This window comes from Streptomyces sp. JB150 (genome assembly GCF_011193355.1).
Lineage (GTDB): Bacteria > Actinomycetota > Actinomycetes > Streptomycetales > Streptomycetaceae > Streptomyces.
In genome coordinates, this window is the sequence record NZ_CP049780.1 from 3,790,616 (window position 1) to 3,816,258 (window position 25,643).

General features: G+C 71.0%; 21 protein-coding genes, 2 tRNA genes and 1 pseudogene. 13 read left to right on the forward strand and 11 right to left on the reverse strand.

Annotated elements, in window-relative coordinates:
- Positions 1-51: 51 nt before the first annotated feature.
- Positions 52-600 (reverse strand): DNA-binding protein, encoded by a 549-nt coding sequence (locus tag G7Z13_RS17720; RefSeq protein WP_166000479.1) that lies wholly within the window; start codon positions 598-600, stop codon positions 52-54.
- A 184-nt stretch (positions 601-784) separates the two neighbouring features.
- Here G7Z13_RS17720 and G7Z13_RS17725 point away from each other — a divergent pair.
- Positions 785-857 (forward strand) — tRNA-Ala (locus tag G7Z13_RS17725).
- A gap of 489 nt (positions 858-1,346) precedes the next feature.
- On the opposite strand, the gene G7Z13_RS17730 is transcribed toward G7Z13_RS17725, so the two are convergent.
- Positions 1,347-2,048 (reverse strand): DUF5324 family protein, encoded by a 702-nt coding sequence (locus G7Z13_RS17730; protein ID WP_166000481.1) that lies wholly within the window; start codon positions 2,046-2,048, stop codon positions 1,347-1,349.
- Positions 2,049-2,330: 282 nt separating this feature from the next.
- Here G7Z13_RS17730 and G7Z13_RS17735 point away from each other — a divergent pair, with 282 nt between their 5' ends.
- Complete coding sequence (locus G7Z13_RS17735) at positions 2,331-2,864, forward strand: peptidylprolyl isomerase (RefSeq protein ID WP_166000483.1); 534 nt, start codon at positions 2,331-2,333, stop codon at positions 2,862-2,864.
- Positions 2,865-2,963: 99 nt separating this feature from the next.
- Positions 2,964-3,857, forward strand: coding sequence for a rhomboid family intramembrane serine protease (locus G7Z13_RS17740; protein ID WP_166000485.1), 894 nt, complete (start codon positions 2,964-2,966; stop codon positions 3,855-3,857).
- 276 nt (positions 3,858-4,133) lie between these two features.
- Here the strand turns inward: G7Z13_RS17740 and crgA are convergent, their stop codons facing one another.
- Entirely contained in the window at positions 4,134-4,388 is a 255-nt protein-coding gene (gene crgA / locus G7Z13_RS17745; RefSeq protein ID WP_166000487.1) for a cell division protein CrgA, read from the reverse strand.
- Positions 4,389-4,529: 141 nt separating this feature from the next.
- On the opposite strand from crgA, the gene G7Z13_RS17750 reads away from it, so the two are divergent.
- The 5 genes from G7Z13_RS17750 (at position 4,530) to G7Z13_RS17770 (ending at position 8,142) form a co-directional block, all read left to right on the forward strand.
- Positions 4,530-5,309, forward strand: a complete 780-nt coding sequence (locus G7Z13_RS17750; RefSeq protein ID WP_166000489.1) for a DUF881 domain-containing protein — start codon at positions 4,530-4,532, stop codon at positions 5,307-5,309.
- 116 nt (positions 5,310-5,425) lie between these two features.
- Complete coding sequence (locus G7Z13_RS17755) at positions 5,426-5,623, forward strand: hypothetical protein (RefSeq protein ID WP_206313255.1); 198 nt, start codon at positions 5,426-5,428, stop codon at positions 5,621-5,623.
- A complete protein-coding gene (locus G7Z13_RS17760) occupies positions 5,620-6,258 on the forward strand; it encodes an aminodeoxychorismate/anthranilate synthase component II (RefSeq protein WP_166000493.1) in 639 nt (212 codons plus the stop codon). Before G7Z13_RS17755 ends, G7Z13_RS17760 begins: the two co-directional genes overlap by 4 nt.
- A complete protein-coding gene (locus G7Z13_RS17765) occupies positions 6,255-7,373 on the forward strand; it encodes a class E sortase (protein WP_166000495.1) in 1,119 nt (372 codons plus the stop codon). Before G7Z13_RS17760 ends, G7Z13_RS17765 begins: the two co-directional genes overlap by 4 nt.
- A gap of 13 nt (positions 7,374-7,386) precedes the next feature.
- Positions 7,387-8,142 carry a class E sortase gene (locus G7Z13_RS17770; RefSeq protein WP_166000497.1) on the forward strand — a complete coding sequence of 252 codons (756 nt, stop codon included), beginning with the start codon at positions 7,387-7,389 and terminating at the stop codon, positions 8,140-8,142.
- Positions 8,143-8,242: 100 nt separating this feature from the next.
- Here G7Z13_RS17770 and pknB read toward each other — a convergent pair whose 3' ends face one another.
- The 6 genes from pknB to G7Z13_RS17800 form a co-directional block, all read right to left on the reverse strand.
- A complete protein-coding gene (gene pknB, locus G7Z13_RS17775) occupies positions 8,243-10,252 on the reverse strand; it encodes a Stk1 family PASTA domain-containing Ser/Thr kinase (RefSeq protein ID WP_166000499.1) in 2,010 nt (669 codons plus the stop codon).
- Positions 10,253-10,419: 167 nt separating this feature from the next.
- Entirely contained in the window at positions 10,420-11,895 is a 1,476-nt protein-coding gene (locus tag G7Z13_RS17780; protein WP_166000501.1) for a penicillin-binding protein 2, read from the reverse strand.
- Positions 11,892-13,331, reverse strand: coding sequence for an FtsW/RodA/SpoVE family cell cycle protein (locus tag G7Z13_RS17785; protein ID WP_166000503.1), 1,440 nt, complete (start codon positions 13,329-13,331; stop codon positions 11,892-11,894). Before G7Z13_RS17785 ends, G7Z13_RS17780 begins: the two co-directional genes overlap by 4 nt.
- Positions 13,332-13,358: 27 nt before the next feature.
- The gene (locus tag G7Z13_RS17790; RefSeq protein WP_166000505.1) at positions 13,359-14,897 is read right to left on the reverse strand and encodes a Stp1/IreP family PP2C-type Ser/Thr phosphatase; all 1,539 of its coding nucleotides are present in this window, start codon (positions 14,895-14,897) and stop codon (positions 13,359-13,361) included.
- A gap of 140 nt (positions 14,898-15,037) precedes the next feature.
- The gene (locus tag G7Z13_RS17795; RefSeq protein WP_166000507.1) at positions 15,038-15,547 is read right to left on the reverse strand and encodes an FHA domain-containing protein; all 510 of its coding nucleotides are present in this window, start codon (positions 15,545-15,547) and stop codon (positions 15,038-15,040) included.
- 10 nt (positions 15,548-15,557) lie between these two features.
- A complete protein-coding gene (locus G7Z13_RS17800) occupies positions 15,558-16,406 on the reverse strand; it encodes a DUF3662 and FHA domain-containing protein (protein ID WP_166000509.1) in 849 nt (282 codons plus the stop codon).
- Positions 16,407-17,014: 608 nt separating this feature from the next.
- Between G7Z13_RS17800 and G7Z13_RS17805 the strand changes: the two genes are divergently transcribed.
- Positions 17,015-17,098, forward strand: a tRNA-Leu gene (locus G7Z13_RS17805).
- Between the two features lie 105 nt (positions 17,099-17,203).
- On the opposite strand, the gene G7Z13_RS17810 is transcribed toward G7Z13_RS17805, so the two are convergent.
- Both G7Z13_RS17810 and G7Z13_RS17815 read right to left on the reverse strand, forming a co-directional pair.
- Positions 17,204-19,711, reverse strand: a complete 2,508-nt coding sequence (locus G7Z13_RS17810) for an FtsX-like permease family protein (protein ID WP_166000510.1) — start codon at positions 19,709-19,711, stop codon at positions 17,204-17,206.
- Complete coding sequence (locus tag G7Z13_RS17815; RefSeq protein WP_166000512.1) at positions 19,705-20,484, reverse strand: ABC transporter ATP-binding protein; 780 nt, start codon at positions 20,482-20,484, stop codon at positions 19,705-19,707. The genes G7Z13_RS17810 and G7Z13_RS17815 overlap by 7 nt, the downstream gene beginning before the upstream one ends.
- Positions 20,485-20,775: 291 nt before the next feature.
- Here G7Z13_RS17815 and G7Z13_RS17820 point away from each other — a divergent pair.
- The 4 genes and pseudogenes from G7Z13_RS17820 to G7Z13_RS17835 all read left to right on the forward strand — a co-directional run bounded on the left by G7Z13_RS17820 (position 20,776) and on the right by G7Z13_RS17835 (position 25,456).
- Positions 20,776-21,994 (forward strand): annotated as a pseudogene (locus G7Z13_RS17820) (sensor domain-containing protein).
- Positions 21,994-22,626, forward strand: coding sequence for a response regulator transcription factor (locus G7Z13_RS17825; RefSeq protein ID WP_166005039.1), 633 nt, complete (start codon positions 21,994-21,996; stop codon positions 22,624-22,626). The pseudogene G7Z13_RS17820 and the gene G7Z13_RS17825 overlap by 1 nt, the downstream one beginning before the upstream one ends.
- 256 nt (positions 22,627-22,882) lie before the next feature.
- The gene (locus G7Z13_RS17830) at positions 22,883-24,286 is read left to right on the forward strand and encodes a DUF2252 domain-containing protein (protein WP_240926504.1); all 1,404 of its coding nucleotides are present in this window, start codon (positions 22,883-22,885) and stop codon (positions 24,284-24,286) included.
- A 330-nt stretch (positions 24,287-24,616) separates the two neighbouring features.
- Positions 24,617-25,456 (forward strand): hypothetical protein, encoded by an 840-nt coding sequence (locus G7Z13_RS17835; protein WP_206313089.1) that lies wholly within the window; start codon positions 24,617-24,619, stop codon positions 25,454-25,456.
- The last annotated feature ends 187 nt before the right edge of the window (positions 25,457-25,643 follow it).

A 25,643-nucleotide genomic window follows, 5' to 3' on the forward strand; every position in this document is an offset into this window, starting at 1 on the left:
CTCACGGCGTCGGCCCGGCTGCCGCACCCCTTCGGTGACCGGGCCGGCGGCTCAGTTCTGATGGGACTGGTAGTGCGCGACCGCGTCGGAGGTGCGGCCGGCGCCGTAGACCCGGAGGAACTCTGCCAGCTCCGGGTGGGTCGGGGCGAGAGAGTCCGCGGCGTCGATGATGTCGCCGGCGGCCGCGACCGAGCGCAGCAGCGACTGGATCTCGCGGACCACCCGCTTGACGGTGGGCGCCCCCGAACTGCTGGTCGTCTGCGTGGTGTTGCTGAGCACCGAGCCCCCCTGCGACTTCTTGATCTCTTCCATGCGCTCGGTGGCCTCGGCCGCGCTCACGCTGCCGTCCGCGACCTGCGCCGCCAGCTCCTGGAGCAGCTGCACCCGCTGGACCACGGCCGGATTGCCGATCTTCGCGCGCTGACCGCTCATCAGCTGCGACAGCATCGGCGCGGACAGTCCCAGTACCCCCGCGAGACGAGCCTGGTTGAGGCCAAGATCGTCGATGAGCTTACGGAAGAGCGCCCCCAACGGCTCCCCGTACCAGTTCCGCTGCAGTTCCCGCGCTCTTGCGGTGGCTTCCTGCTGTGCGGCGTCCATTGCGTCTCCCCATCGCTTCCCCAAAAACCGTGGTTCGCTGTAGCGAACCACGCCGAGCATCTTACGGAGCGTGGTCGTTCGGGGGGACCCCCCAATCTTTTTGCGAGATACCCGGGGCGACCCGCTACTCTGGTCTGCGGCGCCCGCCGGTGTGAGGTTGCTCCGGGCCGGACGTCTCCCTTACGGGGCCTTAGCTCAGTTGGTAGAGCGCCGTCTTTGCATGGCGGATGTCAGGGGTTCGACTCCCCTAGGCTCCACTCGAGAAAGCCCCTCCGACTTGCGGCAGCGCGAGTCGGAGGGGCTTTTCGCGCACCGGGACGGCTCGTCGCCGTAGGCGTACGCGTGTTCGATGGTGAAAGGTTCAGGGAGCCGGCCGAGGGGGGTGGAGTGCGGCCTCCCGCGCGGCCGCCTGCGACGCTGTCCGGCCCCCCACCCCGCTCCCCTCCCCCTTGAGCAGCCTCCCCGCCGGCAAGTCCGCGCAGGTCATGGTCGTCGCGGCCAAGGGTGGGCCCAGCCGTTCGGCCCACCGGATTCCGCCCGCGGCCCCGGCTCGCAGATGCAACCGGGTGACGTTTGCCGGGTGCGACCGGGCGGGCCGGGAAGTACCTCACGGTGGCCTCGGTCTTGGCTTTCGCGAACGCTCGTGGAGAGGGCGGCGGCTGCCCGTTCCACGTGAAACACGGCTGTGGGGCAAGAGGGTCGCAACTCCCCTGCCCCACACCGGTCTTACGGATCGAACGCGGTGGTCAGCCGCGCTCGTCGCGGTCGGCGGCCTCCTCCTCGGCTTCCTTGGCCTCGACCTCGGGGTCCAGGGCGGACGGACCGCTGCCGTCCACCGAGGTCAGCCGGCCGGACTCGGGTACCTCCGTCGCGGCGGGCGGCTCGACCAGCCAGTCCGGGTTGGCCTGCTTGTCCCACCACTTCCAGGCGGCGAAGGCTCCGCCGCCGATGACGCCCAGAATCGCCACGACCTTGAACGCGCGGCCCGCCTTGGCACGGCGCTCGTGCTTGCGGACCAGCTTCTGGATCTCCTGGGGCGAGATCTGACCGCGCAGCGCGGCCAGGGCGGCGGCGCCTCGCGCGGTCGCCTCGCTCTTGACGGGCCCGGCCGCGGCGACCGCCTGTTCGATCTTCGGCCGGGAGTAGACGGCGGCCTGCCGCGCGGCCCTGCGCGTGCGGTAGGCCGCCTCATGGGCGGCGTGGTCGACCTTCGGCGGCACATGAGACCGGGCCTGTTCCAGATACGGCGCGACGTGCGCCGCGTACTGGACGCGGGCCTGCCCGGCGGCCTGCGACATCTTCGGGGCGAGGCGGGTGCGCGCCTCCTGCGCGTAGTGCGCGGCCCGGTCCTTGGCCGTGTCGGCGTAGGGCGCCACCACTTCCGCGGCGTGCAGCACGCTGTCCTTCGCCGAGCCGGTCGCGGCGCGCACGCTGTCGATGCGGGTCACGGGTTCCTCCTCCTCGGTGGCGTACGGTAATTCGACTTTCCACCCTTTTACGGATCATGCCTGCCGGAACACGCTGAGGCATGTGCGAGCGGGCATCCGGGTCACTCGGCCGTACGAGGAGTGCGCCGGAGGGATCGATAAGGGGTGAATCCGGGCAACGGGAGCTTGTCGTCGACAATGCCACGGATCGGCGCCGCGCGCTGGCGAACCCGGGTGCTCGGGCGAGGCGCGGGCGGGCCGTGCGAGGATCGGATGACACAGGAAGACAACGGAAGGCACATCGTGGCTGAGAAGCTCTACGCCACTCTCAAGACCAACCAGGGCGACATCGTGATCCAGCTCTTCCCGGACCATGCGCCCGAGACGGTCAGGAACTTCGTCGAGCTCGCGCGGGGCGAGCGCGAGTGGACCCACCCCGCCACGGGCGAGAAGTCCACGGCGAAGCTGTACGACGGCACGGTCTTCCACCGGGTGATCAGCGGCTTCATGATCCAGGGCGGTGACCCGCTGGGCAACGGCACCGGTGACCCCGGGTACCAGTTCAAGGACGAGTTCCACCCCGACCTGCGCTTCGACAAGCCGTACCTGCTGGCCATGGCCAACGCCGGCCCGGGCACCAACGGCTCGCAGTTCTTCATCACCGTCTCCCCGACGGCCTGGCTGAACCGCAAGCACACCATCTTCGGCGAGGTCACCGACCAGGCCAGCCAGAAGGTCGTCGACGCCATCGCCGAGACGCCGACCAACCCGCGCACCGACCGGCCGGTGAACGACGTCGTCATCGAGACGGTCGTCATCGAGACCCGCGAGGGCTGACCGCCCAGGGTCCCGAATCGCCCAGAGGGAACCAAACGCCCCTTTCGTCCGTAAGGATGGAAGGGGCGTTTCTCGCATACGACGACGTAGGGGACCTCGATGGACCAGGTGTCGGAAAGTCCGCAGGAAGCGCACAGTCTGCCCGGTTGCTACCGTCACCCCGACCGTGAGACGGGGGTGCGCTGCACCCGCTGCGAGCGCCCGATCTGCCCGGAGTGCATGGTCAGCGCCTCGGTCGGCTTCCACTGCCCCGACTGCGTCCGCGGCGGCTCTGGCACCGGTCACCGCCCCGGCGCCTCCCGGCCACGCAACCTCGCCGGGGCGCCCCTCGCGGTCAGCGGCGATCCCCACCTGGTCACCAAGATCCTCATCCTGCTCAACCTCGTGGTGTTCGTCGCCGTCCAGGCGTCGTCGGCCCTGCTCGGGGAGATGATGCTGATCGCCCAGTGGCCGCCGGCCCCCTGGACGGCCACCCAGGGAGTCGCCGAGGGTGAGTGGTACCGGCTGCTCACGGCGATGTTCACGCACGAGGCGATCTGGCACATCGCCTTCAACATGCTCAGCCTGTGGTTCCTCGGCGGTCCGCTGGAGGAAGCGCTGGGCCGGCTGCGCTATCTCTCCCTCTATCTGATCTCCGGGCTCACCGGCAGCGCCCTCGCCTACCTCCTCCAGCCCCCGCACACCGCCTCGCTCGGCGCCTCCGGCGCGATCTTCGGCCTCTTCGGCGCCACCGCCGTCCTGACGCGCCGCCGCAACCTGGACATGCGCCCGGTGCTCGTCCTGCTGGCGATCAATCTGCTGTTCACCTTCAACCCCGGCTTCAACATTTCCTGGCAGGCGCACATCGGCGGTCTGGCCGGCGGAGTGGCCGTCGGCCACGCCCTGCTGAACGCTCCGCGGGAGCGCCGGACGCCGGTGCAGGCGGGGGCCTGCGCGCTGGTGCTGGCGGTGGTCGTCGGCATGACCGTCCTGCGGACGACGCAGCTCACCTGAGCGCCTTGCATACCCCCTGAGCAGGGGTTGTCCACAGCGTGTGGCCGATCTTGTGCACACGGTGCGGGAACAGCTGTGCCCCCTGTCACCGACCCGTGTTTCCGCAGGTCAGACAGGGGGCGAACATGCATTCGAATGCTGTTTGTTCCGTCACGCCAGCGTCAACCTTCGATGAGTTATCCACAGATCGTCGTTCTTTTTCCCCACTGTGGAAAACCGCTGTGGATAACTCAGTGGATAGCCCTGGGCAGAACGGCGTTCACTGCCCGGCAGGGCCTACTTCCACTGCGTGGAGACACCGAATCCGGCAGCGATGAACCCGAAGCCCACCACGATGTTCCAGTTGCCGAGCGCGTCGATCGGCAGCGAACCGTCGGTCACATAGAAGACGACGATCCAGGCCAGACCGATGAGGAACATGGCGAGCATGACGGGCGCGACCCAGGCGCTGGTGGTCAGTTTGATGTTCGTCGCCTGCTTCGCCGGAGGCGGCGTGTAGTCGGCCTTCTTGCGGATACGTGACTTCGGCACGAGGGTCTCTCCTGTCGATGCGCTGCGTGGCCGCGCAGGGAACTGGGTCGGGCTCGGGGCAGCGTACAAGGGGACACTGAGTGCTCCCCCGGGCGTCCGTTAGCGTAGTGCTTCCGTGGCGCCGAAGGAGATAAGGGTACGTTGAGCAATTCTGCCGACTCTCCCCAGCCGGGATCCAGCGCTGCCCGCAGTGGATCTTTCCGTCCCGTCCGACTGCTCACGGTGGCCGTCTTCGCTCTCGCGGGACTCCTTTTCTTCACCAGTTTCCACACGGCCAAGGGCACCAATATCCGTACGGATGCGTCCTTGCTGAAGCTTTCCGACCTCATTCAGGAACGCAGCCGCAAGAACGGCGAACTGGACGAGTCCAACGCGGCCCTGCGTGATCAGGTCGAAGCACTCGCCGAACGCGACGACAACAGCACCCGGGCCGAGGACGAGAAACTGGCCGCCCTGGAGAAGAGCGCCGGCACCCAGAAGGTCACCGGCGAGGCCATCACCGTCACCCTCAACGACGCCCCGGCGGACGCCACCGCCAAGCTCCCCGGCTACCCCGAGCCGCAGCCGGACTACCTGGTCATCCACCAGCAGGACCTGCAGGCCGTGGTGAACGCCCTGTGGCAGGGCGGCGCCAAGGGCATCAAGGTCATGGACCAGCGGCTGATCTCCACCAGCGCCGTCCGCTGCGTCGGCAACACCCTGATCCTCCAGGGCCGCGTCTACTCGCCGCCGTACAAGATCCAGGCGGTCGGCGACCCGGAGAAGCTGCAGCAGGCGCTCTCCGCGAGCCCCGCGATCCAGAACTACATGGTGTACGTCAACGTCTACGGCCTGGGCTGGAAGGTCGAGGAGAACGGAAAGGTCACCCTTCCCGGCTACTCCGGCACGGTCGACCTGCACTACGCGAAGCCCGTGGAGTAGGCCCCGGCCTGCGACCACCGCCGGACCGGCACCCCGCCGCGCCCACGGTTTCACGTGGAACCAAGCCGATCCTCCAAGGGCCGGGGCCCCGCGCCGTTAGTCTGGTGCCGTACGGCGTGAGTCTGGTGCCGTGGTACGACGGAAGGGACGGCATGTACGGCTGGATCTGGCGGCATCTGCCGGGCAACGCGTGGGTGAAGGCGCTGATCTCCCTGGTCCTGGTCCTGGCCGTGGTCTACGTCCTGTTCCAGTACGTCTTCCCGTGGGCCGAACCGCTGCTTCCCTTCAACGATGTGACGGTGGACAACCAGTGAGCGCGCGCATCCTCGTCGTCGACAACTACGACAGCTTCGTCTTCAACCTGGTCCAGTACCTGTACCAGCTGGGCGCCCGGTGCGAGGTGCTGCGCAACGACGAGGTGTCGACCGCGCACGCCCAGGACGGCTTCGACGGCGTCCTGCTGTCGCCCGGACCGGGCGCCCCCGAGCAGGCCGGCGTCTGCGTCGACATGGTCCGCCACTGCGCGGCGACCGGCGTCCCCGTCTTCGGGGTCTGCCTGGGCATGCAGTCGATGCAGGTGGCGTACGGCGGCGTCGTCGACCGCGCGCCCCAGCTGCTGCACGGCAAGACCTCGCTGGTCGAGCACGAGGGCAAGGGCGTCTTCGCCGGCCTGCCCTCCCCCTTCACGGCGACCCGCTACCACTCCCTGGCGGCCGAGCCGGCGACCGTGCCGGCCGAGCTGAAGGTCACCGCGCGCACCCACGACGGCATCATCATGGGGCTGCGCCACCGGGAGCTGCCCGTCGAGGGCGTCCAGTTCCACCCGGAGTCGGTGCTCACCGAGCACGGCCACCGCATGCTGGCCAACTGGCTGGCCGAGTGCGGGGACCAGGGCGCGGTGGCCAGATCCGCGGGACTGGCCCCGGTGGTGGGCAGGGCCACGGCGTGACCGCACTGCGCCCCGAGCGCGAGAGCACCTCGTACGGGCAGCAGCCGTACGAGGGCTCCGGCACGCTCGGGGACGGGTACGAGCGACGGTCGTACCCCCCGTCGTCGCCGGAGACGACGTACCCGTCACAGCCGCCGACGGAAGAGGAACCGTACCCGCCCCTCTCCGCCGAACCACCCCTCTCCGCCGAACCGCCGCTTGACGACGAGACGGTGGCGCTGCGCATGCCCGAGCCGCTCGACGAGCCCCTACCGGCCTCGGCGGCCGCGCCCGGTGGAGGTGCCACCGGAGCGGCACCCGGTGGTCGTGCGGCCCGCAGGAAGGCTGCCAAGGCCCGCCACGGGCGCCGCCGCAGGACGGCGCCGCCGCCTGCCCCGGCCGACGACGAGCCGAGGGCCCCTCTCTCCCGGGTCGAGGCCCGCCGGCTGGCCAAGGCCCGCAAGCCCGGCCCCGGAGTGATCGCCAGCCGCGTGATCGGCGAGCTGTTCATCACCACCGGCGTGCTGATGCTGCTGTTCGTCACCTACCAGCTGTGGTGGACCAACGTCCGCGCCCACGCCCAGGCGGGCAGCGAGGCGAGCCAGCTCGAGGACGACTGGGCAAGCGGCAAGCGCAACCCCGGCACCTTCGAGCCCGGCCAGGGCTTCGCCCTCCTCCACATCCCCAAGCTGGACGTCAAGGTCCCCATCGCCGAAGGCATCAGCAACAAGAAGGTGCTGGACCGCGGCATGGTCGGCCACTACGCCGAGGGCGCCCTGAAGACGGCGATGCCCGACGCGAAGACCGGAAACTTCGGCCTCGCGGGCCACCGGAACACCCACGGCGAGCCCTTCCGGTACATCAACCGGCTGGAGCCCGGCGACCCGATCGTCGTGGAGACGCAGGACACCTACTACGTCTACAAGATGGCGTCCATGCTCCCGGTGACCCCGCCGAGCAACGTGAGTGTGCTCGATCCCGTCCCGAAGGACTCGGGATTCACGGCCCCCGGCCGGTACATCACCCTCACGACATGCACGCCGGAGTTCACCAGCAAGTACCGGTTGATCGTCTGGGGCAAGATGGTCGAGGAACGGCCGCGCAGCAAGGGCAAGCCGGATGCGCTCGTCAGTTAAGGGCAGATGAAACGTGGCAGCGACCACCGACGACACCGAAGAGCACACCGCGGCCCCCGAGCCCGCACAGCCCGCGCCCCGGCGCCGTCGCCCCGGCAGGATCGCCATGGCGGTCAGCGTCTTCGGCGAACTCCTCATCACGGCGGGTCTGGTTCTCGGCCTGTTCGTCGTCTACTCGCTGTGGTGGACGAACGTCCTCGCCGACCGCAAGGCGGACCAGGAGAGCGACAGGGTCCGCGACACCTGGGCCCACGAGGGCAGCGGCGGCCCCGGTGCCCTGGACACCAAGGACGGCATCGGCTTCCTGCACGTCCCGGACATGAACAAGGAAGAGATCCTGGTCAAGAAGGGCACCTCGACCAAGATCCTCAACAATGGAGTCGCCGGCTACTACACCGACCCCGTCAAGGCGACCCTCCCGATGAGCGGCAAGAACGGCAACTTCAGCGTCGCCGCCCACCGCGACGGGCACGGCGCCGAGTTCCACAACATCCACAAGCTGAAGAAGGGCGACCCGATCGTCTTCGAGACGAAGGACAAGTGGTACGTCTACAAGGTCTACGCCACTCTCCCCGAGACCTCGAAGTACAACGTCAAGGTCCTCGAAGCCGTCCCCAGGGAGTCCGGCCGCAAGAAGGCCGGCAAGTACATCACCCTCACCACCTGCACCCCGATCTACACCAGCCGCTACCGCTACATCGTCTGGGGCGAACTGGACCGCGTGGAGAAGGTGGACGCGCAGCGCACTCCGCCGGAGGAGATCCGCTGACACCGCCGGCACCGGCGGCAGCGACAGAGACGGAGAAGGCCCCGCCGCCACCGGCTGCCGGGCCTTTCTCATACCGCGTCGCGGTCAGTCGCCGCCGCGGTCAGTCGCCGTCGCCGCCTCCGAAGAAGCCGCCGCCGCCGTTGCCGTTGCCGTTGCCGCCGTTGTTGTTGCCTCCGCCGAAGCCCACGGTCGTCAGGGTGATCGTGGTCTGGGCCGGGTCGTCGGTCTCATTGCCGCCGTCCGGGTCCTGGTCGATGACCAGGGCGGTGTCGCTCTGGTCGCTGCCGCCGGCGAACTGGACGTTGGTGAAGCCGGCCGCGGCCAGTTCCTGCTTGGCCTGGGCGACCGTCTTGTTGCGGACGTCCGGGACCTTGGTCTTCTGCTTCTGGAGCTTGCCGACCTTGATCGTCACCGTGGAGCCGGGGTCGACCGAGGTGCCCCCCGCCGGCGTGGTCTCGATGACCTTGCCGTCCTGGTTCGGGTCGGTGGTCGGGACCTCGGAGCAGGTGCCGGTGAGGTTGTTGGCCGTCATCTGCCGCTGAGCGGCCTCACAGGTCTGGCCCGTGACCGACGGGACGATGGCCTTCGCCTCTTCCTTGGCGATGGTCAGGGTGATCGTGGAGCCCTTCTGGACCTCCTGGCCGGTGACGGGGTTCTGCTCCAGGACGGTGCCGGGCTCCTCCGGGGACTCCTTGGCCTCCGTCTCCACCTTGAAGCCGTACTTGTCGTCCTCCAGCTTCGACTTGGCCTCTTCCAGGCTGTCGCCGATCACGCTGGGCACGGCGACCTTGGGGGCGCCGGTGGAGACGGTGAGGGTGACCGTCTCGCCCTTCGTGACCTCGGTCTGCGGGTCCGGGTTCTGGTCGCAGACCTTGCCCTTGGGCTGCTCCTCGCAGGGCTTGGACTCGATGGTCAGCTCCAGGTCCGAGTTGACCGCCCGTTTCCGCGCGTCGTCCTCCGTCAGGCCGACGAAGTTCGGCACGGACACGTTGTCGTTGCCCACACCCCCGTTGCCGAAGGCGAACTTGCCGATCAGGATGGCGCCGACGAGCACCAGGACCGCCGCCACGACCAGCAGGACCGTGGAGGTGCTGGACTTCTTCTGGCTCTGGCGGCGCCGGTCGGGTCGATCGTCGTAGCCGTCGTCCGGACTCATCGGCGGCATCATCGACGTCGCGCCGGCGTCCGTGGAGCGCAGGGCCGTGGTCGGCTGGTCGTCCGGGTAGCCGCCGTAGCCGACGGAGCCCATCGCGGCGGTGGCCGCCACGGGGGCGCCGTCGAGGCACGCCTCGATGTCGGCGCGCATCTCGTCGGCCGACTGGTAACGGTAGTTCGGGTCCTTGACCAGCGCCTTCAGCACGATCGCGTCCATCTCGGGCGTGATCTCGGGGTCGAAGACGGACGGCGGCTGGGCCTCTTCCCGTACGTGCTGGTAGGCGACGGCGACCGGGGAGTCGCCGACGAACGGCGGGCGGACCGTCAGCAGCTCGTACAGCAGGCAGCCGGTGGAGTACAGGTCGGAGCGGGCGTCCACCTGCTCGCCCTTGGCCTGCTCCGGGGAGAGGTACTGGGCGGTGCCGATGACGGCCGCGGTCTGCGTCATCGTCATGCCGGAGTCGCCCATGGCGCGGGCGATGCCGAAGTCCATCACCTTGACCTGCCCGTTGCGCGTCAGCATGACGTTCGCGGGCTTGATGTCGCGGTGGACGATGCCATTGCGGTGGGCGTACTCCAGGCCCTGGAGGATGCCGATCGTCATCTCCATGGCGCGCTCCGGCAGCAGCTTGCGGCCGGAGTGCAGCAGTTCGCGGAGCGTGGAGCCGTCGACGTACTCCATCACGATGTACGGGATCGAGACCCCGTCGATGTAGTCCTCGCCCGTGTCGTAGACCGCGACGATCGCGGGATGGTTGAGCGAGGCGGCCGACTGGGCCTCCCGGCGGAACCGGGCCTGGAAGGACGGGTCGCGCGCGAGGTCCGCGCGCAGCGTCTTCACCGCCACGGTGCGGCCGAGGCGGGTGTCATGGGCGAGATACACCTCTGCCATGCCACCGCGGCCGAGCACCTGGCCCAGCTCGTACCGGCCGCCGAGGCGACGCGGCTCTTCCATAGCTTCCTACCAGCCCTCTCCGTCGGTCCCGGTCGCCACTCGTACGACCGGAGGCTGCCGTCCGGGCCTACCGTACCCGGCTCGCTTTCTGTGACCTGGCCAAGCCCGTCACCCGATACAGGACCGGTATCGCAACGTGCACCGATGTGAAGGGGACGTGAGCGGGGTCACTTCCGGTTGCCGATGACCGCCTCCATCACGTTCTTGGCGATCGGCGCCGCGAGGCCGCCACCGGAGATGTCACCGCGGTCGGCGTCCTCGTCCTCCACCACCACGGCGACGGCGACCGGCGAGCTGCCGTCGCTGAGCTTGGCGTAGGAGATGAACCAGGCGTACGGCTTCTCGCTGTTGTCGACACCGTGCTGGGCGGTACCGGTCTTGCCGCCCACCTTGACGCCGGGGATCCGCGCGGTGGTGCCGGTGCCCTCCTCGACGACGGTCTCCATCATCGACTGGAGGATCTGCGCGTTCTCCTCCGACAGCGGCTGGCTCAGCTCTTCCGGGTCCGTCTGCTCGATGGTGTCGAGGTTGGGTGCTTGCAGTTTGTCGACCATGTACGGCTTCATCAGTCGGCCGTCATTGGCGACCGCCGAGGCGACCATGGCCATCTGCAGCGGCGTCGCGGCGGTGTTGAACTGGCCGATGGACGACAGCGCGACCTCGGAGGGCGCCATGTCCTCGGAGAAGACCGAGGCGTTGGCGCGGACCGGGGTGAAGTGCTCGGAGGTGAAGCCGAAGTCCTTGGCTTTCTCCAGCATCTTGTCGTTGCCGAGATCGGAGCCGATCTTGCCGAACACGGTGTTGCAGGACCACTGGAGGGCGACGCGCAGGCTGGCGTTCTCGCAGGGGTGGTTGCCGTCGTTCTTCAGCACGGTGGTGGTGCCGGGCATGGTCCACGGCAGCGGCGTCTTGGTCGGCTGGTCCGGGTCCGGGTACAGCCCGTTCTCCAGCGCGGCGGCGGCGGTGACGACCTTGAAGGTGGAGCCCGGCGGGTAGGTCTCGCGCAGGGCCCGGTTCAGCATCGGGTCGTCGGGGTTGTTCTTCTTCTGCAGTGCCTGCCAGGCCTTGCTGTCCTTGTCCGTGGAGTTCCCGGCGAACGACGACGGGTCGTACGACGGGTAGGAGGCCAGCGCCAGGATCTTGCCGGTGGACGGCTCGATGGCGGCGACGGCGCCTTTGCCGCGCTCCTTCAGGCCCTCGTACGCGGCCTTCTGCGCCGCGGCGTTCAGGGTGGTGACGACATTGCCGCCCTGCTTCTTCTCCCCCGTGAGCATGTCCAGGGTGTTGCGGAAGAACAGCCTGTCGTCGTTGCCGGTGAGGATGCCGTCCTCGATGCTCTCGAGCTGGTTCGCGCCGAAGGCCTGTGAGGCGTAGCCGGTCACCGGCGCCCACATGGGGCCGTTCTTGTAGGTCCGCTTGTACTTGAAGTCGCTGCCCGACGTCTCCGCGGAGCCGGTGATCGGCTTGCCGTCGACGATGATGTCGCCGCGCGGCTGCGCGTACCGCTCGATGGAGATTCGGCGATTGTGCTCGTTGTCCTGCAGCGCGTTGGCCTGGACGTACTGGAGCCAGTTGCCGCGGATGAGCAGGGCAAGGACGAGGAGCCCGCAGAAGATCGCGATCCGGCGCAGGGGCTTGTTCATGTCGGGCGGACCACCTGGGTCATCTCGGCGTCGGGGTTGGAGGCGGGGGTGGGGGCGGGGCGGCGCGCGGTGTCGCTGATGCGCAGCAGGATGCCGATGAGCGCCCAGTTGGCGATCACCGAGGAACCGCCGGCCGCGAGGAACGGCATCGTCATACCGGTCAGCGGGATGAGGCCCATGACACCGCCGGCCACGACGAAGATCTGCAGCGCGAAGGCGCCGGACAGGCCGATCGCGAACAGCTTGCCGAAGGGGTCGCGCGCGGCCAGCGACGTCCGCACACCACGCTCGATGATCAGCGCGTACAGCAGCAGCATCGCCATGACACCGGCCAGACCCAGTTCCTCGCCGAAGGTGGAGAAGACGAAGTCGGAGTTGGCGGCGAAGCCGATCAGGTCGGAATGACCCTGGCCGAGGCCGGTCCCCAGTACCCCACCGGAGCCGAAGGACATGATCGACTGACCGATCTGCTCACAGGCACCGGAGGTCTCGTAGCAGCCGAACGGGTCCAGCCAGGCGTCCACACGCGCCTGGACATGGCTGGCGAAGGAGGCCACGCCCACGGCGCCGGCGGCGGACATCAGCAGACCGATGACGATCCAGCTGGTCCGCTCGGTGGCGACGTACAGCATGATCACGAACATGCCGAAGAACAGCAGCGACGTACCGAGGTCGTTCTCGAAGATGAGAATGAGGAGACTGACGGCCCAGATCGTGATGATAGGCCCGAGGTCACGGCCGCGCGGCAGGTACAGGCCCATGAACCGGCGGCTGGCCAGTGCCAGCGCATCCCGCTTCACCATCAGGTAGCCGGAGAAGAAAATCGCGATGATGATCTTCGCGAACTCACCGGGCTGGATCGAGAACCCGGCGACGCTGATCCAGATCTTGGCGCCGAACACGTCCGCGCCCACACCCGGGACGAGCGGCAGCAGAAGCAGGATCAGGGCGGCGACCATCGAGATGTAGGTGTACCGCTGGAGGATGCGGTGATCCTTGAGGAAGACCAGCACCGCCACGAACAGCGCGAGTCCGACCGCCGAGTAAAGCAACTGGTTCGGCGCGGACGGACTGAACGATCCGTACTGCCGCTCAGCGAGCTGCTGCAGCCGCTCGGACTGGTCCAGCCTCCAGATGACCACCAGTCCGAGGCCGTTCAGCAGCGCCGCAAGCGGCAGCAGCAGTGGGTCGGAGTACGGCGCGAACCTCCGTACCACCAGGTGTCCCACGCCGGCCAGCAAGCCGAGGCCCAGGCCGTAGCCGAGCAGGCCGGAAGGCACCGAACCTTCCATCGCGAGCCCGACGTTGGCGTACGCGAAGACGGGGATGACCACCGCGAACACCAGCAGTGCCAGCTCGGTGTTGCGGCGGCTCGGGGTGCCGATGGAGCCGATCGTGGACGTGTGGTGCGTCGGCGTGTTCGTAGTACTGCTCATGATCTGACAGGGCCTCTCACGGCTTGCCTACTGCTTACCGCACATCGAGACGACCTTCTGCTCTTCCTCCGAGAGGCTGGGGCCGGGCCGGGGAGTGGCGGTCGGGCTCGCGGACGCGGACGGGTTCGGGGACACCGAGGGGCTCGGCGACGCCTTGGACGTGACGGAGGTGCGGGTGGTTCCCGTGACGCCGCCGGCCTCGCCCTCACCGGTCCGCGCGTTGTTCTCGCGTTCCGCGGCTTCCGCGGCCTGCCGCTCCGCCTGCTTGCGGCACGCGGAGGCCTGGACGGCCAGCTCGTCGATCTTCGCCTGGGCGTTCTTCAGGTCGCCCTCGGCGATCGTCGCCTCGACCAGCTTCCGCTGGTAGGGAGGCAGGTACTTGAGTTCGATCTCCGGGTGGTCCTTCTCCACCTCGGACAGCGACACCCAGGCCAGGTCCTGGTTGATGCCGCGGTACAGGGCGACGTGCTCGCCGTTGGTGCCGACGTAGTACTGGGTCTGGGTCCACCGGTAGCCGCCGTAGAGGCCGCCGCCGACCACGGCCAGCGCGAGGACGCTGTAGAAGGAGCGTTTGAGCCACCGGCGTCCCTTGCGGGGCTTGGTGAAGTCGCTCTCGTCGTACTCGCCGAAGCCGCCGGTCGGGATGAACCCGGTGACGTCGCCGGAGCCGGGCGGGCCGAACTCGCCGCCGCCGCCCTGTCCGGGGGCCTGCCGGCCGAGGCCGGAGGCGCGGCCGGCGGGGGTCTGCATGATGCCGTTGTCGGACAGCTGGTGCTGGTTCTCGGCGACCGCGCCGACCACCACCGGGGTGTCCGACAGCTGCCCGGCGAGGGTGTCACCGGTGTCCAGGTCCAGGACGTCGGCGACGATCACCGTGATGTTGTCGGGGCCGCCGCCGCGCAGCGCGAGCTGGATCAGCTCCTGCACGGTCTCCTGCGGGCCCTGGTAGCTGGCGAGGGTGTCCTCCATCGTCTGGTGGGAGACGACCCCGGACAGCCCGTCGGAGCAGATCAGATAGCGGTCGCCGGCCCGCACCTCGCGGATCGACAGGTCCGGCTCCACGTGGTCGCCGCTGCCGAGGGCGCGCATCAGCAGGGAGCGCTGTGGGTGGGTGGTGGCCTCTTCCTCGGTGATCCGGCCCTCGTCGACGAGGCGCTGCACCCACGTGTGGTCCTGGGTGATCTGGGAGAGGACGCCGTCGCGCAGCAGGTAGGCGCGCGAGTCGCCGACGTGGACCAGGCCGAGCCGCTGGCCGGTCCACAGCAGGGCGGTGAGCGTGGTGCCCATGCCCTCCAGCGACGGGTCCTCCTCGACCATCTGCCGCAGCTGCTCGTTGGCCCGCTGTACGGCCGCGCCGAGCGAGGTGAGCACGTCGGAGCCCGGGATGTCGTCGTCGAGGGCGACGATCGTGGAGATCGCCTCCGAGGAGGCCACCTCGCCGGCGGCGGCGCCGCCCATGCCGTCGGCGATCGCGAGCAGCCGCGGACCCGCGTACCCCGAGTCCTCGTTGCCCTCGCGGATCATGCCCTTGTGCGAACCGGCGGCGAAGCGCAGTGACAGACTCATGCGCACCTCGCCCGTCGGCTCCGGGTACAGCCGATCGTGTCGAGCCACACTGCCCACCCTCCGGTCGGGAGCGCGCCGGGGCCCCGGGTGTGGACCGCCGCTGCGTGCTCGCTCCGCTCGCGCTCATTCATGACGTGGCACTACTTCCGCAGCTCGATGACGGTCTTGCCGATGCGGATCGGCGCACCCAGCGGGATCGGCGTGGGAGTCGTGAGGCGGGTCCGGTCGAGGTACGTGCCGTTGGTGGAGCCGAGGTCCTCGACGATCCACTGGCCGTCCCGGTCCGGGTAGATCCTGGCGTGCCTGCTGGAGGCGTAGTCGTCGTCCAGCACGATCGTGCTGTCGTGCGCCCGGCCCAGGGTGATGGTCTGGCCCTGCAGCGCGACGGTGGTACCGGTGAGGGTCCCCTCGGTCACGACCAGTTTGGTGGGAGCGTTACGGCGCGCCCGGCCGCCCGCGGGCTGCTGGCGCTGTTGCGGGGGCGCCTGACGCGCGGCCTGCTGCGGCCGGGCGGCCTCCCGCCGGGGTCCGCGCTGGGTGACGCGCGTACCGAACAGGTCGCTGCGGATGACCTGCACGGCCACGATCACGAACAGCCACAGTACGGCCAGGAAACCCAGCCGCATGACCGTGAGGGTCAGCTCTGACATTGCCCCCGGATCACCCTTCGGCTTGCCTATAGATAACGGTGGTGCTGCCCACGACGATCCGCGAGCCGTCGCGGAGCGTAGCGCGGGTGGTGTGCTGCCCGTCCACCACGATGCCGTTGGTGGAGCCGAGATCCTGGATCGTCGAGGGCGTTCCGGTCCGGATCTCGCAGTGCCGGCGGCTCACGCCGGGGTCGTCGATCCGCACGTCGGCTTCGGTGCTGCGGCCCAGCACGAGCGTCGGGCGGGAGATCTGATGGCGGGTGCCGTTGATCTCGATCCAGTAGCGGGTGCGTCCGCCGGCCACCGGCGCGGCGGGAGGACGCTGGCCGGCCGCGGCCGGCGGGTAGCCGTAGCCACCCGGGCGGGCGCCGGGCGGCGGTGCGGCGGGCATGGGGGGCGCGCCCGACGGGGCGGCCGGCGGGTAACCGTAGCCGCCGGGGCGGCCGGCGGGCGGTGCGGAGGCGGGCGCCTGCTGCTGGCTGCTGGAGGAGGCGAGCGTACGGCTGCGCACCCGGTACAGGCCGGTGTCGAGGTCGTCGGCCTTCTCCAGGTGGACCTTGATCGCACCCATGAAGGTGTAGCGCTGCTGCTTGGCGTAGTCGCGGACCATGCCGGCCAGCTCGTCGCCGAGCTGCCCCGAGTACGGGCTCAGCCGCTCGAAGTCGGGGGCGCTCAGCTCGACGATGAAGTCATTGGGGACGACGGTGCGGTCGCGGTTCCAGATGGTGGCGTTGTTGTCGCACTCGCGCTGCAGCGCGCCCGCGATCTCCACGGGCTGCACCTCGGACTTGAAGACCTTGGCGAAGGTGCCGTTGACCAGACCTTCGAGACGCTGCTCGAAACGCTTCAGGACTCCCATGGGGCACCTCCTCCGTCGTTGCCGTCTGCGTACTGCCCGTGCGTGTTGCCGTGCGCGTCGCCGTGCCTGCTGCCGTGCGCGTCGCCGTGCCTGCTGTTCTGTCTACTGCCCTGTTGTACTGCTTACCCGGTACTGCTTACTGATCGTATCCACGCGCCCGTGAATCGGCTGGTTCCCCCTGTCAGCGCGGTCGACGGGTGTCGGCCTGCGCCGGCGGGCGGCGGTGCCGATCCGGTGTCGGCGGTGCCGGCCGGGACCGGCGGGTGCCGACGAGTGTCGAACGGGTGCCGACGCCTGCGAGGTTCCCTTCGGAGCCCCCCTTCGAACTCCTGCCAAGGATCGTAGAGGCGGTCGCAAACAAGTGTCCCGCACCGGACTGTGGACTCCGCCCGGCTCCTGGGCAGACGGCCCGGACCGGTACGAGGTTGATACGTGACGGCAACGGCCTGTCGTCGGAGTGCGGCGCGGCCAGGGTGCGGAGACGGGGTGCGCGGGGGTGGCCGGGGGGTGCCGGGAACGGATGTGAATCCACCCCGGACAGCGTGCTAATGTTCTGCGTGTCGGAAGGCGCCGGGCCGAAAGGAACGGAGCCGGAGGACACACCCAATGCGCGGGTGGCGGAATAGGCAGACGCGCTGGATTCAGGTTCCAGTGCCCGCAAGGGCGTGGGGGTTCAACTCCCCCCTCGCGCACCGGCTGGAAGCCCCGCAGGTCTCGGACCTGCGGGGCTTTCGCGTGTTCCGGGGTCACTCGGGGGTGGCGTGATGTGACTGATGTCTCAGGTCGAAGGCGTGGTCTCATGGCGCGGCGGGTGGTCGGCGTCGACGCAGGGCGAGTGTGGCGGAGGTCACGGACGCGGTGACCGCGAGCGCCGCGCACACGGCGAAGGTCGCCCCGAGGACCGGCCAGGGCAGTCGTACGGCGGCGGGAACCTCCAGCAGTGTGAGAGCGGCTCCCATGCCGAGCAGGTTCAGCGCGGCGGCCAGCAGGCCCAGCACTCCGCCGGCGGCCACCACCGTCAAGGACTCGGCGGCGACCAGGCGCAGCGTCTGCGCGCGGGTCGCGCCGGCCAGGCGCAGCGCGGCCAGCTCGCGGACCCGGTCGGAGGTCGCCATGACCGTGGTGTTGACCAGGGAGATCGCCGTGTAGAGCAGGGCGATGCCGAGGACGAGGAAGAGGCCGTGGCGGGTCGTCCGGGTGGTCTCGGGGTGGGTGGCCCGGATCCAGTCGTCCGTGGTCCTGACATCCGCGTGAGCGCCCGCCGCCTTGCGGAGGGCTGCGGCCGCGGCGGCCACTGTGGTGGGCGTGTCAGCAGTGGTTTTGCTGGCCGGCGTGGCGTCTTGCGTGGCCTGTGTGGTGCGCGTCGTGCCCGGCCCACGGGTGAGCCGTACCTCGACCCGGTCCGGGCGGGCGCCGGGAGCGTTGGCCGGGGTGACGTAGACGCCGTTGCCGCCCGTGCCGGTGCGCATCACCGCGGCGATCCGCAGGGAGCGCCGGGTGCCGTCGCCGAGCCACACGTCGACGCGGTCCCCCACGCGGTGCCTCTCCCACTCCTCGTTGACGATGATCGAGTCGTCGTCGAGTGCGGTGACGCGTCCGGCGGCCAGTGGCAGGCGGGTGGTCGCGGCGAGCGCGCCGGGCTCGGCCACGCGGGCCTGCGACCTGATCAGGGCCACGCCCTCCTCCAGGACGTACACGGTGCTCGTCGAGGTGACCGAGACGTCGGTGCCGGGCACCGCGCGGAGGCGCTTCAGTGTCGCGGCGTCGAAAACGGTGTCCCCGCGCGGGGTGACGACGAAGTCGGCCGCCGTCCGCGCGCGCGTCTCGGCGGTCTTCGCCGCCTGCACGGTCGCCGTGGCGCCCAGGAGGGACCCCGCGAGACCGACGGTGACCAGGACGGGTGCCGCGACGGCCGCGCTGCGGCGCACTCCGGCGGCGGCGCTCTCCCGCACCAGCATGCCGGTGACGCCGCGCAGCCGGGCCGGCAGCCGGGTCAGCGGGGGCACCAGGGCCGGCGAGAGCAGCGCCACGGCGGTGATCAGCAGCATCGGCCGGCTGACGTACGTCTTGCGGTGCAGCAGCTCGCCCGGGTCGTCCGCGAGAGCGAGGAGCGGGGTGACGGCCGCCGTCAGCAGCAGGGCGGTGCCCCACAGGAGCCGGCCGAGCGTGAGCGGCCCGGTGTCCGCGGACGCCTCGCGCAGGGCCTGGGCCGGGGCGGTCCGGCCGGCTCGCCGGGAGGCGGCCGCCGCACCGAGCAGCGCGACCAGGACACCGGTCCAGAAGGCCAGGTGGTACGGCCAGACGTGATCGCCGATCGTGAACCACGGCGGGGCGAGTCCCGCGCCGGCCACCCAGGCGGCCAGGCGGGGCGCGCCGTGTCCGCCGAGGACGCAGCCGGCCGCCGCGGCCAGGACGCCGACGAGCAGGGCCTCCGCGGCCACCAGGCGGCGGATCTGGCCGGGGGTCGCGCCCGCGGTGCGCAGCAGGCCGAACTCGCGGCGGCGCTGGGCGACGGCGAAGGCGAACGTCGAGGCCACGACGAACACCGACACGAAGGCGGTGACGCCGCCGGCCGTGCCGAACAGGGCGTGCATCGTGGCGAGGTCCTCGGCGTCCCGGTCGGGGCGGGGGTCCGCGAGGCGGCGGTCGTCGCCGGTGAGGACGTCGACGCCGGGTGAGTTTGCGACGGCCGCGCGGACGGCGTCCGGGGCGGCGTCCACGACGAGCCGGGCCGGGGCGGGCGAGAGGGCGGCGGCGCGGGCGTCGGTGAAGAAGAGCGCGCCCTCGCGAAGGGCGGTCCGGGGCACGGCGGTGCCCACCACGCGGAGGGTGCCGTGGCCGGTGCGCAGACGGTCGCCGGGCCGGGCCCGGATGCCGGTGGCGACGACTTCGCCGGGCGCCTCGGGGGCGCGGCCGGCGGTCAGGTCGTACGGCGTGAAGGCGGCGATGGACCAGGGGCGGCCGGTCATCGGGGTCCCGTCCGCCGTCCGCGTGGCGAACGCGTGGTCCGCGACGACCCGGCCGAGGCCCTTCAGACGCGCGACGGTCATCGCGGGGACCGGGCGGGGGTGGGCGAGCCGGTGGGTGCGGTCGCCGTTCGGGGTGGGGACGCGCAGCGTGCTCGGGCCCTGCACGACGACCGGAGCCGCGGCGAACCGTTCCGGCGCGCGGGGCGGAGCCTGCAGGGAGGAGGCGAGTGCCAGGCCGGTCACGGTGAGCAGGGCGACGCCGAGGGAGAGGGCGACGAAGCTGCCGAGGAAGGTGACCCAGCGGGTGCGGAGGGTGCGTACGGCGGTGATCAGCACGGCTGGGTCTCCCGGGCCGGGGCGGCGGGGTGAGCGGACGGGGAGGACTCGAGGCTCGTCATGCGGGCGGCGACGATGTCGGCGGTCGCGCCGGTCAGTTCGCCGTGCACGCGGCCGTCGGCCAGGAAGACGACACGGTCGGCGTACGCGGCGGCGACGGGGTCGTGGGTGACCATGAGCGTCGTCTGGCCCTCCTGGTCGACCATCTCGCGCAGCAGGGTCAGCACCGCGCGGCTGGTCCGCGAGTCGAGCGCGCCGGTGGGTTCGTCGGCGAACAGGACGTCGGGGCGGGTGATCAGGGCGCGGGCGAGGGCGACGCGCTGCTGCTGGCCGCCGGACAGTTCGGCGGGCCGGTGCCGCTCGCGGTCGCCGAGTCCCACCCGGGCGAGCACCGCGCGGACGCGCGCCCGGGGCACGCGCCGGCCCGCCAGGCGCAGCGGCAGGGCGACGTTCTGCTCGGCGGTGAGCGACGGCAGCAGGTTGAACGCCTGGAAGACGAAGCCGATCCGTTCACGGCGCAGCAGGGTCAGCCGTCGCTCGCTGAGCGTCGTCAGTTCCGTGCCGCCGAGCCGCACCGACCCCGAGGTGGGGCGGTCCAGGCCCGCGGCGCACTGGAGCAGGGTCGACTTGCCGGAGCCGGAGGGACCCATCACGGCGGTGAAGGAACCTTCGGGGAAGGCGAGGGTGACGTCGTCGAGGGCGGTCACGGTGTAGCCGCCGGTGTGGTGCGTTCTGGTGAGCGAGGTGAGCTGGATCGCGGTGTTCTGGGTCATGGGGTCCCCCGTGGTGATGCGGTGGCTGTGGTGTTGCGGTGGCTGTGGTGGTTGCGGTGGCCGTGGTGTTGCGGTGGCCGTGGTGTTGCGGTGGTTGCGGTGGCTCGGTGTGGTGGTGATCTCCGTTAACGAAACCGCGCGGGGGCTGTCCGCCGCAGTGCGGCAGGGGCGAGACGTGGGGTAGGGCCGGCCCTACCCCACGTAGGCCCTCTGGGCGTATGGGAGGGCGCGGACGCGGCTTCTACGGTGGCGGGCATGCGTTCCGTCGAGCCCCGCACCGTGTGGCAGGCCATGTCCTTGCCCGGTTATCTGCTGTCGGCCTGGCCGTGGCGGTCGGCCGGGTACCTGGTGAGCGGGGCGGTGCTCGGGGCCGTCGCGCTGGTGGGGCTGGCGAGCCTGGCGGTGGCCGGGGGCGTCCTGGCCGTCGTGCTGGCCGGGCTACCGCTGCTCGTGGGGCTGGCGCTGGCCGGGATACCGGTCGCGTGGGCGGAGCGGGCGCGCATGCGGCTCGTCGACGCCGAGCCGGTGCCGTGGTCGCACCGGGAGCCGGACGCCGCCGGGCTGTGGGCATGGCTGACGACCCGGATGCGGGAGCGGGCGACCTGGCAGGAACTGGCGTACGCGCTGCTGTACGCGGTCCTGTTGTGGCCGCTGGACGCGCTGCTGGTCACCGTGGGACTGCTGGTGCCGGCGGCGGTGACCGCGACACCGCTGCTGATGGCCACCGTCGGGGACGGGCGGGAGGCGAAGGTGGTCAAGCTGTGGACGGTGACGGACTGGTCCACGGCGTGCGCCGTCGCCGTCGTGGGGCTGCTGCTGACGGGCGCGGGCGGGTACCTGCTGGGCGCCGCGGCGGGCGCGCGTGCCGGGCTGACGCGGCTGCTGCTGACCTCACGCGAAGGGGAACTGGACGCGCGCGTCATCGAACTGACCCGGTCGCGCGTGCGGTTGGTCGACGCTTTCGAGGCGGAGCGCCGGCGTATCGAGCGGGACCTGCACGACGGGGCCCAGCAGAGGCTGGTCGCCCTGACGATGACGCTGGGGCTGGCCCGCCTCGACGCCCCGCCCGGACCGCTCGCCGACCAGCTCGCGAAGGCGCACCAGGAGGCGGGGCTGGCGCTCGCGGAGCTGCGGGAGCTGATCCACGGCATCCACCCCAAGGTGCTCGCCGACTACGGGCTCCCCGCGGCGGTCGCGGACGCGGCGGACCGGTCGGCGGTGCCGGTGGAACTGGAACTGGAGCTGCCGGGGCGGCTGCCGGAGGCGGTGGAGGCCGCCGGGTACTTCGTCGTCTGCGAAGCCTTGGCCAATGTGGCCAGGCACAGCGGGGCCGGGCGGGCGGTGGTGCGGGGCGGGTATGGCGAGGGGCGGGAGCGGGCTGCGCGGGCTAGCCGATCGGGTGTCCGTGCTCGATGGGACACTCTGGCTGTCCAGTCCGCCCGGTGGGCCGACCCTGTTGCGTGTGGAGATCCCTTGCGAGCTGAGCGAGCCGGCCGGTCCCTGCGCGTAGTGCTGGCCGAGGACAGCGTGTTGCTGCGGGAAGGGCTTGCCGGGCTGCTCAGCCGGTTCGGGCACGAGGTCGTGGCATCGGTCGGGGACGCGGAGGCGCTGGTCGCCGCGGTCGCCCGGCACGCTCCCGACATCGTCGTGACCGACGTGCGCATGCCGCCCGGCTTCCAGGACGAGGGCCTGCACGCGGCCGTACGGCTGCGCGAGACCCGGCCCGGGCTGCCGGTGCTGGTGCTCAGCCAGTACGTGCAACGGGCGTACGCCGCCGAGCTGCTGGACTCCGGAGACGGCACAGGCGTCGGCTATCTGCTGAAGGACCGGATCGGGCACGTCGAGGAGTTCGTGGCCGCGCTGGGTGAGGTGGCGGACGGCGGCACGGTCGTCGACCCGGAGGTCGTACGGCAGTTGCTGCGGCGGCGTCGTGATCCGCTGGAGCGGCTGAGCCCGCGCGAGCGGGAGGTGCTGGCACTGGTCGCGCAGGGCAAGTCCAACGGCGCCATCGCCCGGGAACTGGTGGTGTCCGAAGCGGCGGTCGGCAAGCACATCGGGAACATCCTGGCGAAGCTGGATCTGCCGCCGGCGGAGGAGACGCATCGGCGGGTGCTGGCGGTGCTGGCGTTTCTGCGGGCGTAGTCGCGCTGTCCGGCGCCTTGGGGACTTGAAGTGCTGTTTTCCCGGTGCCTGGGTTGTGTGCCTTCGGTGAGGGTCACGGGGTTTTCCACAGCTGTGCGGTTGTCCACAGGGGCTGACACGGGGCGGGTGAGCGGCTGTACGGTCGGCACGAACCGATGCAGGGACGGGTGCCGTGAAGGCGGGGGAGGCGGTTGGTGTGAGCGAGGCGACCGAGCGGGGCGAAGACGGGGCTGGGCGGGGCGAGGGCTTCGCGGAGCTGGGCGAGGGTGCCGCGGGGCGGAGGCTGCCGCGGGTGCGGGGATTCGCCGAGTGGCCCGCGCAGGGCTCACCCAAGGAGGAGGGCAAGGCGCTGCGGGCACGGGTGCCGCGGCACGCGCACGCCCTGCTCGCCCTGGAAGCCGCCCGCCCCGACGCGGTGACCGCGGTCGAGGAATCCAGCCGCGACCGCATACCCGGGCTGGCGCCGCTGCGGATCGGCCGGATGGCGGCCACGCCGTTCGCCTTCCTGCGGGGCTCCGCCGGACTCATGGCGTACGACCTCGCGCACAGCCCGGTGACCGGGATCGGCGCCCAGATCTGCGGCGACGCGCACGCGGCCAACTTCGGCCTCTACGGTGACGCACGCGGCGGCCTGGTCATCGACCTGAACGACTTCGACGAGACGGTGCACGGCCCCTGGGAGTGGGACCTCAAGCGGCTGGCCGCCTCGCTGGTCCTGGCCGGCCGGGAGGCGGGCGCCGACGAGGACACCTGCCGTGCGGCGGCCCACGACGCGGTCGGTGCCTACCGCCGGACCATGCGGCTGCTGGCGAAGCTGCCCGTGCTCGACGCGTGGAACGCCATCGCGGACGAGGAACTGGTCTCCCACACCGACGCCCACGACCTGCTCGGCACCCTGGAGCGGGTCTCGCAGAAGGCCCGGGGCAACACCAGCGGACGCTTCGCGGCGAAGTCGACGGAACCGACCCCGGACGGCGGGCGCCGGTTCGTGGACGCCCCGCCGGTGCTGCGCCGGGTGCCGGACGCGGAGGCGGCGGTCGTCGCGGCGGCACTGGAGGAGTACACGACCACCCTGCCCGAGGACCGGCTGCCGCTGCTCGCGCGGTACGCGGTGCACGACGTGGCCTTCCGCGTGGTCGGCACGGGCAGCGTCGGCACCCGCTCGTACGTCGTCCTGCTCCTGGACCACCGCGGGGAACCGCTGGTGCTCCAGGTGAAGGAGGCGCGTCCGTCGGCGCTGCTGCCGCATCTGCCGGCGGCCGGATTCGACGCGCCGGCGGTGGATCACGAGGGACGGCGGGTTGTCGCCGGACAGAAGCGGATGCAGGTGGTCAGCGACATGCTGCTCGGCTGGACGACGGTCGACGGCCGGCCCTTCCAGGTCCGCCAGTTCCGCAACCGCAAGGGCAGCGTGGACCCCGCCGCCCTCGCCGCCGACCAGCTGGACGACTACGCCCGCATGACCGGCGCCCTCCTGGCCCGCGCCCACTCCCACAGCGCCGACCCGCGGCTGATCGCCGGCTACTGCGGCAAGAACGAGGAGCTGGACGAGGCGATGGCCGCGTTCGCGGTCACCTACGCCGACCGCACGGAGGCCGACCACGCGGAGCTGGTGGCGGCGGTGCGGGCGGGGAAGGTCGCGGCGGAGGTGGGGGTGTGATGGTGCGGTGGTAGGGCGGTGCTGAGGTGCTGAGGTGTGGGTCGGTGACCGGTACCGGGTCTGGTGGGTGACTGGGGCTTCAGCCGGGTCGAGGTGAGGCGGGGCCGGGTTCGGGTCAGGCGGGCTCGGGTGAGGCGGGCTCGGGTGAGGGTGTTGCCGGGGTCCTGGCGGCCGTGCCGTGCCCTGTGCGGGTTGGTCTTGGTGCGTGGTGGGGCCTGGGGAGGGTTGGGAGGGTTCGGAGGGGTTGGCGGGGGCGGAGGGGGGAGGGGGAGGGAGGGGGGACCCCCCGGAGGACATGGAGCGGTCGGTGGTGTGGCCTACGCTGGTCGGGTGACCACCCCGGAAGCTGAGCAGCCCCAGTCCGTGTCGGCCGATGGTGCGCAGGCCCGGCCCGAGGAACGGCTGGAGCGGGCCGTGCGGGCGGCCGAGCAGGCGCTGATCGAGTTCGAGATCGCGGTGGAGACGTTCCGCGTCGAGGTGGAGAACTTCTCCCGGCTGCACCATCAGCGGCTCGGCCCGATGTACGCCCGCCTGGAAGAGCTGGACGCGGAGATAGCCGAGGCCAAGGCCGCGATGACCGGTGATCCCGAGGATCTGCGCAGGGCGCAGGAGCTGCGCGCCCGGGTGATGCCGATGCCGTCCGTGGAGGAGCTGTTCCACGGGTGGATGGACGGCCACGGCCTGTTCCCCGAGGCAGCCGCGATGCTCACGGACCAGCCGGTGCGGCCCCCGCAGCGGGTGCGTCCGAGCGAGGAGGCCCGCCGGCTCTACCGCGAGCTGGCCCGCAAGGCCCACCCCGACCTCGCCCAGGAGGAGGCCGAGCGGGCGCGGCGCGAGGAGTTCATCACGCGGGTGAACGCCGCCTACGCGCGCGGCGACGAGGCGCTGCTGAAGGAGCTGGCGGAGGAGTGGGCGGCCGGCCCGGTGCAGAAGGAGCGGCTGCCGAGCCGCAGCGAGGAGCTGTACGCCCGGCTGGACTGGCTCGCCCAGCGCAAGGAGCTGCTCACGGTGGTCGCGCGGGAGTTGGAGGAGAGTGCGATCGGCGCCATGCTGCGGCTCGCGCCGGACGACCCGGACCGGCTGCTCGACGAGATCGCCGAACAGCTGCTGGCCGAGGTGGCGCAGCGGGAGTCCGAGCTGGCGGCGCTGCGGGCGCGCACGGGACCCTGAGCCGACGTCCGGGCGGGACGGCGAGGACGGCGGATACGGCGGATACGGCGACAGGATCCGCGCCAGGCTGTACGGGACTGCACGGACTGCACGGGACTGCACGGACTGCATGGCGCCGTAACGGCTCTACAAGCCGTGCGAGCCGCCCGAGCCGCACCCCACGGGCTGGGTGTGCCCAAGGGTCCGG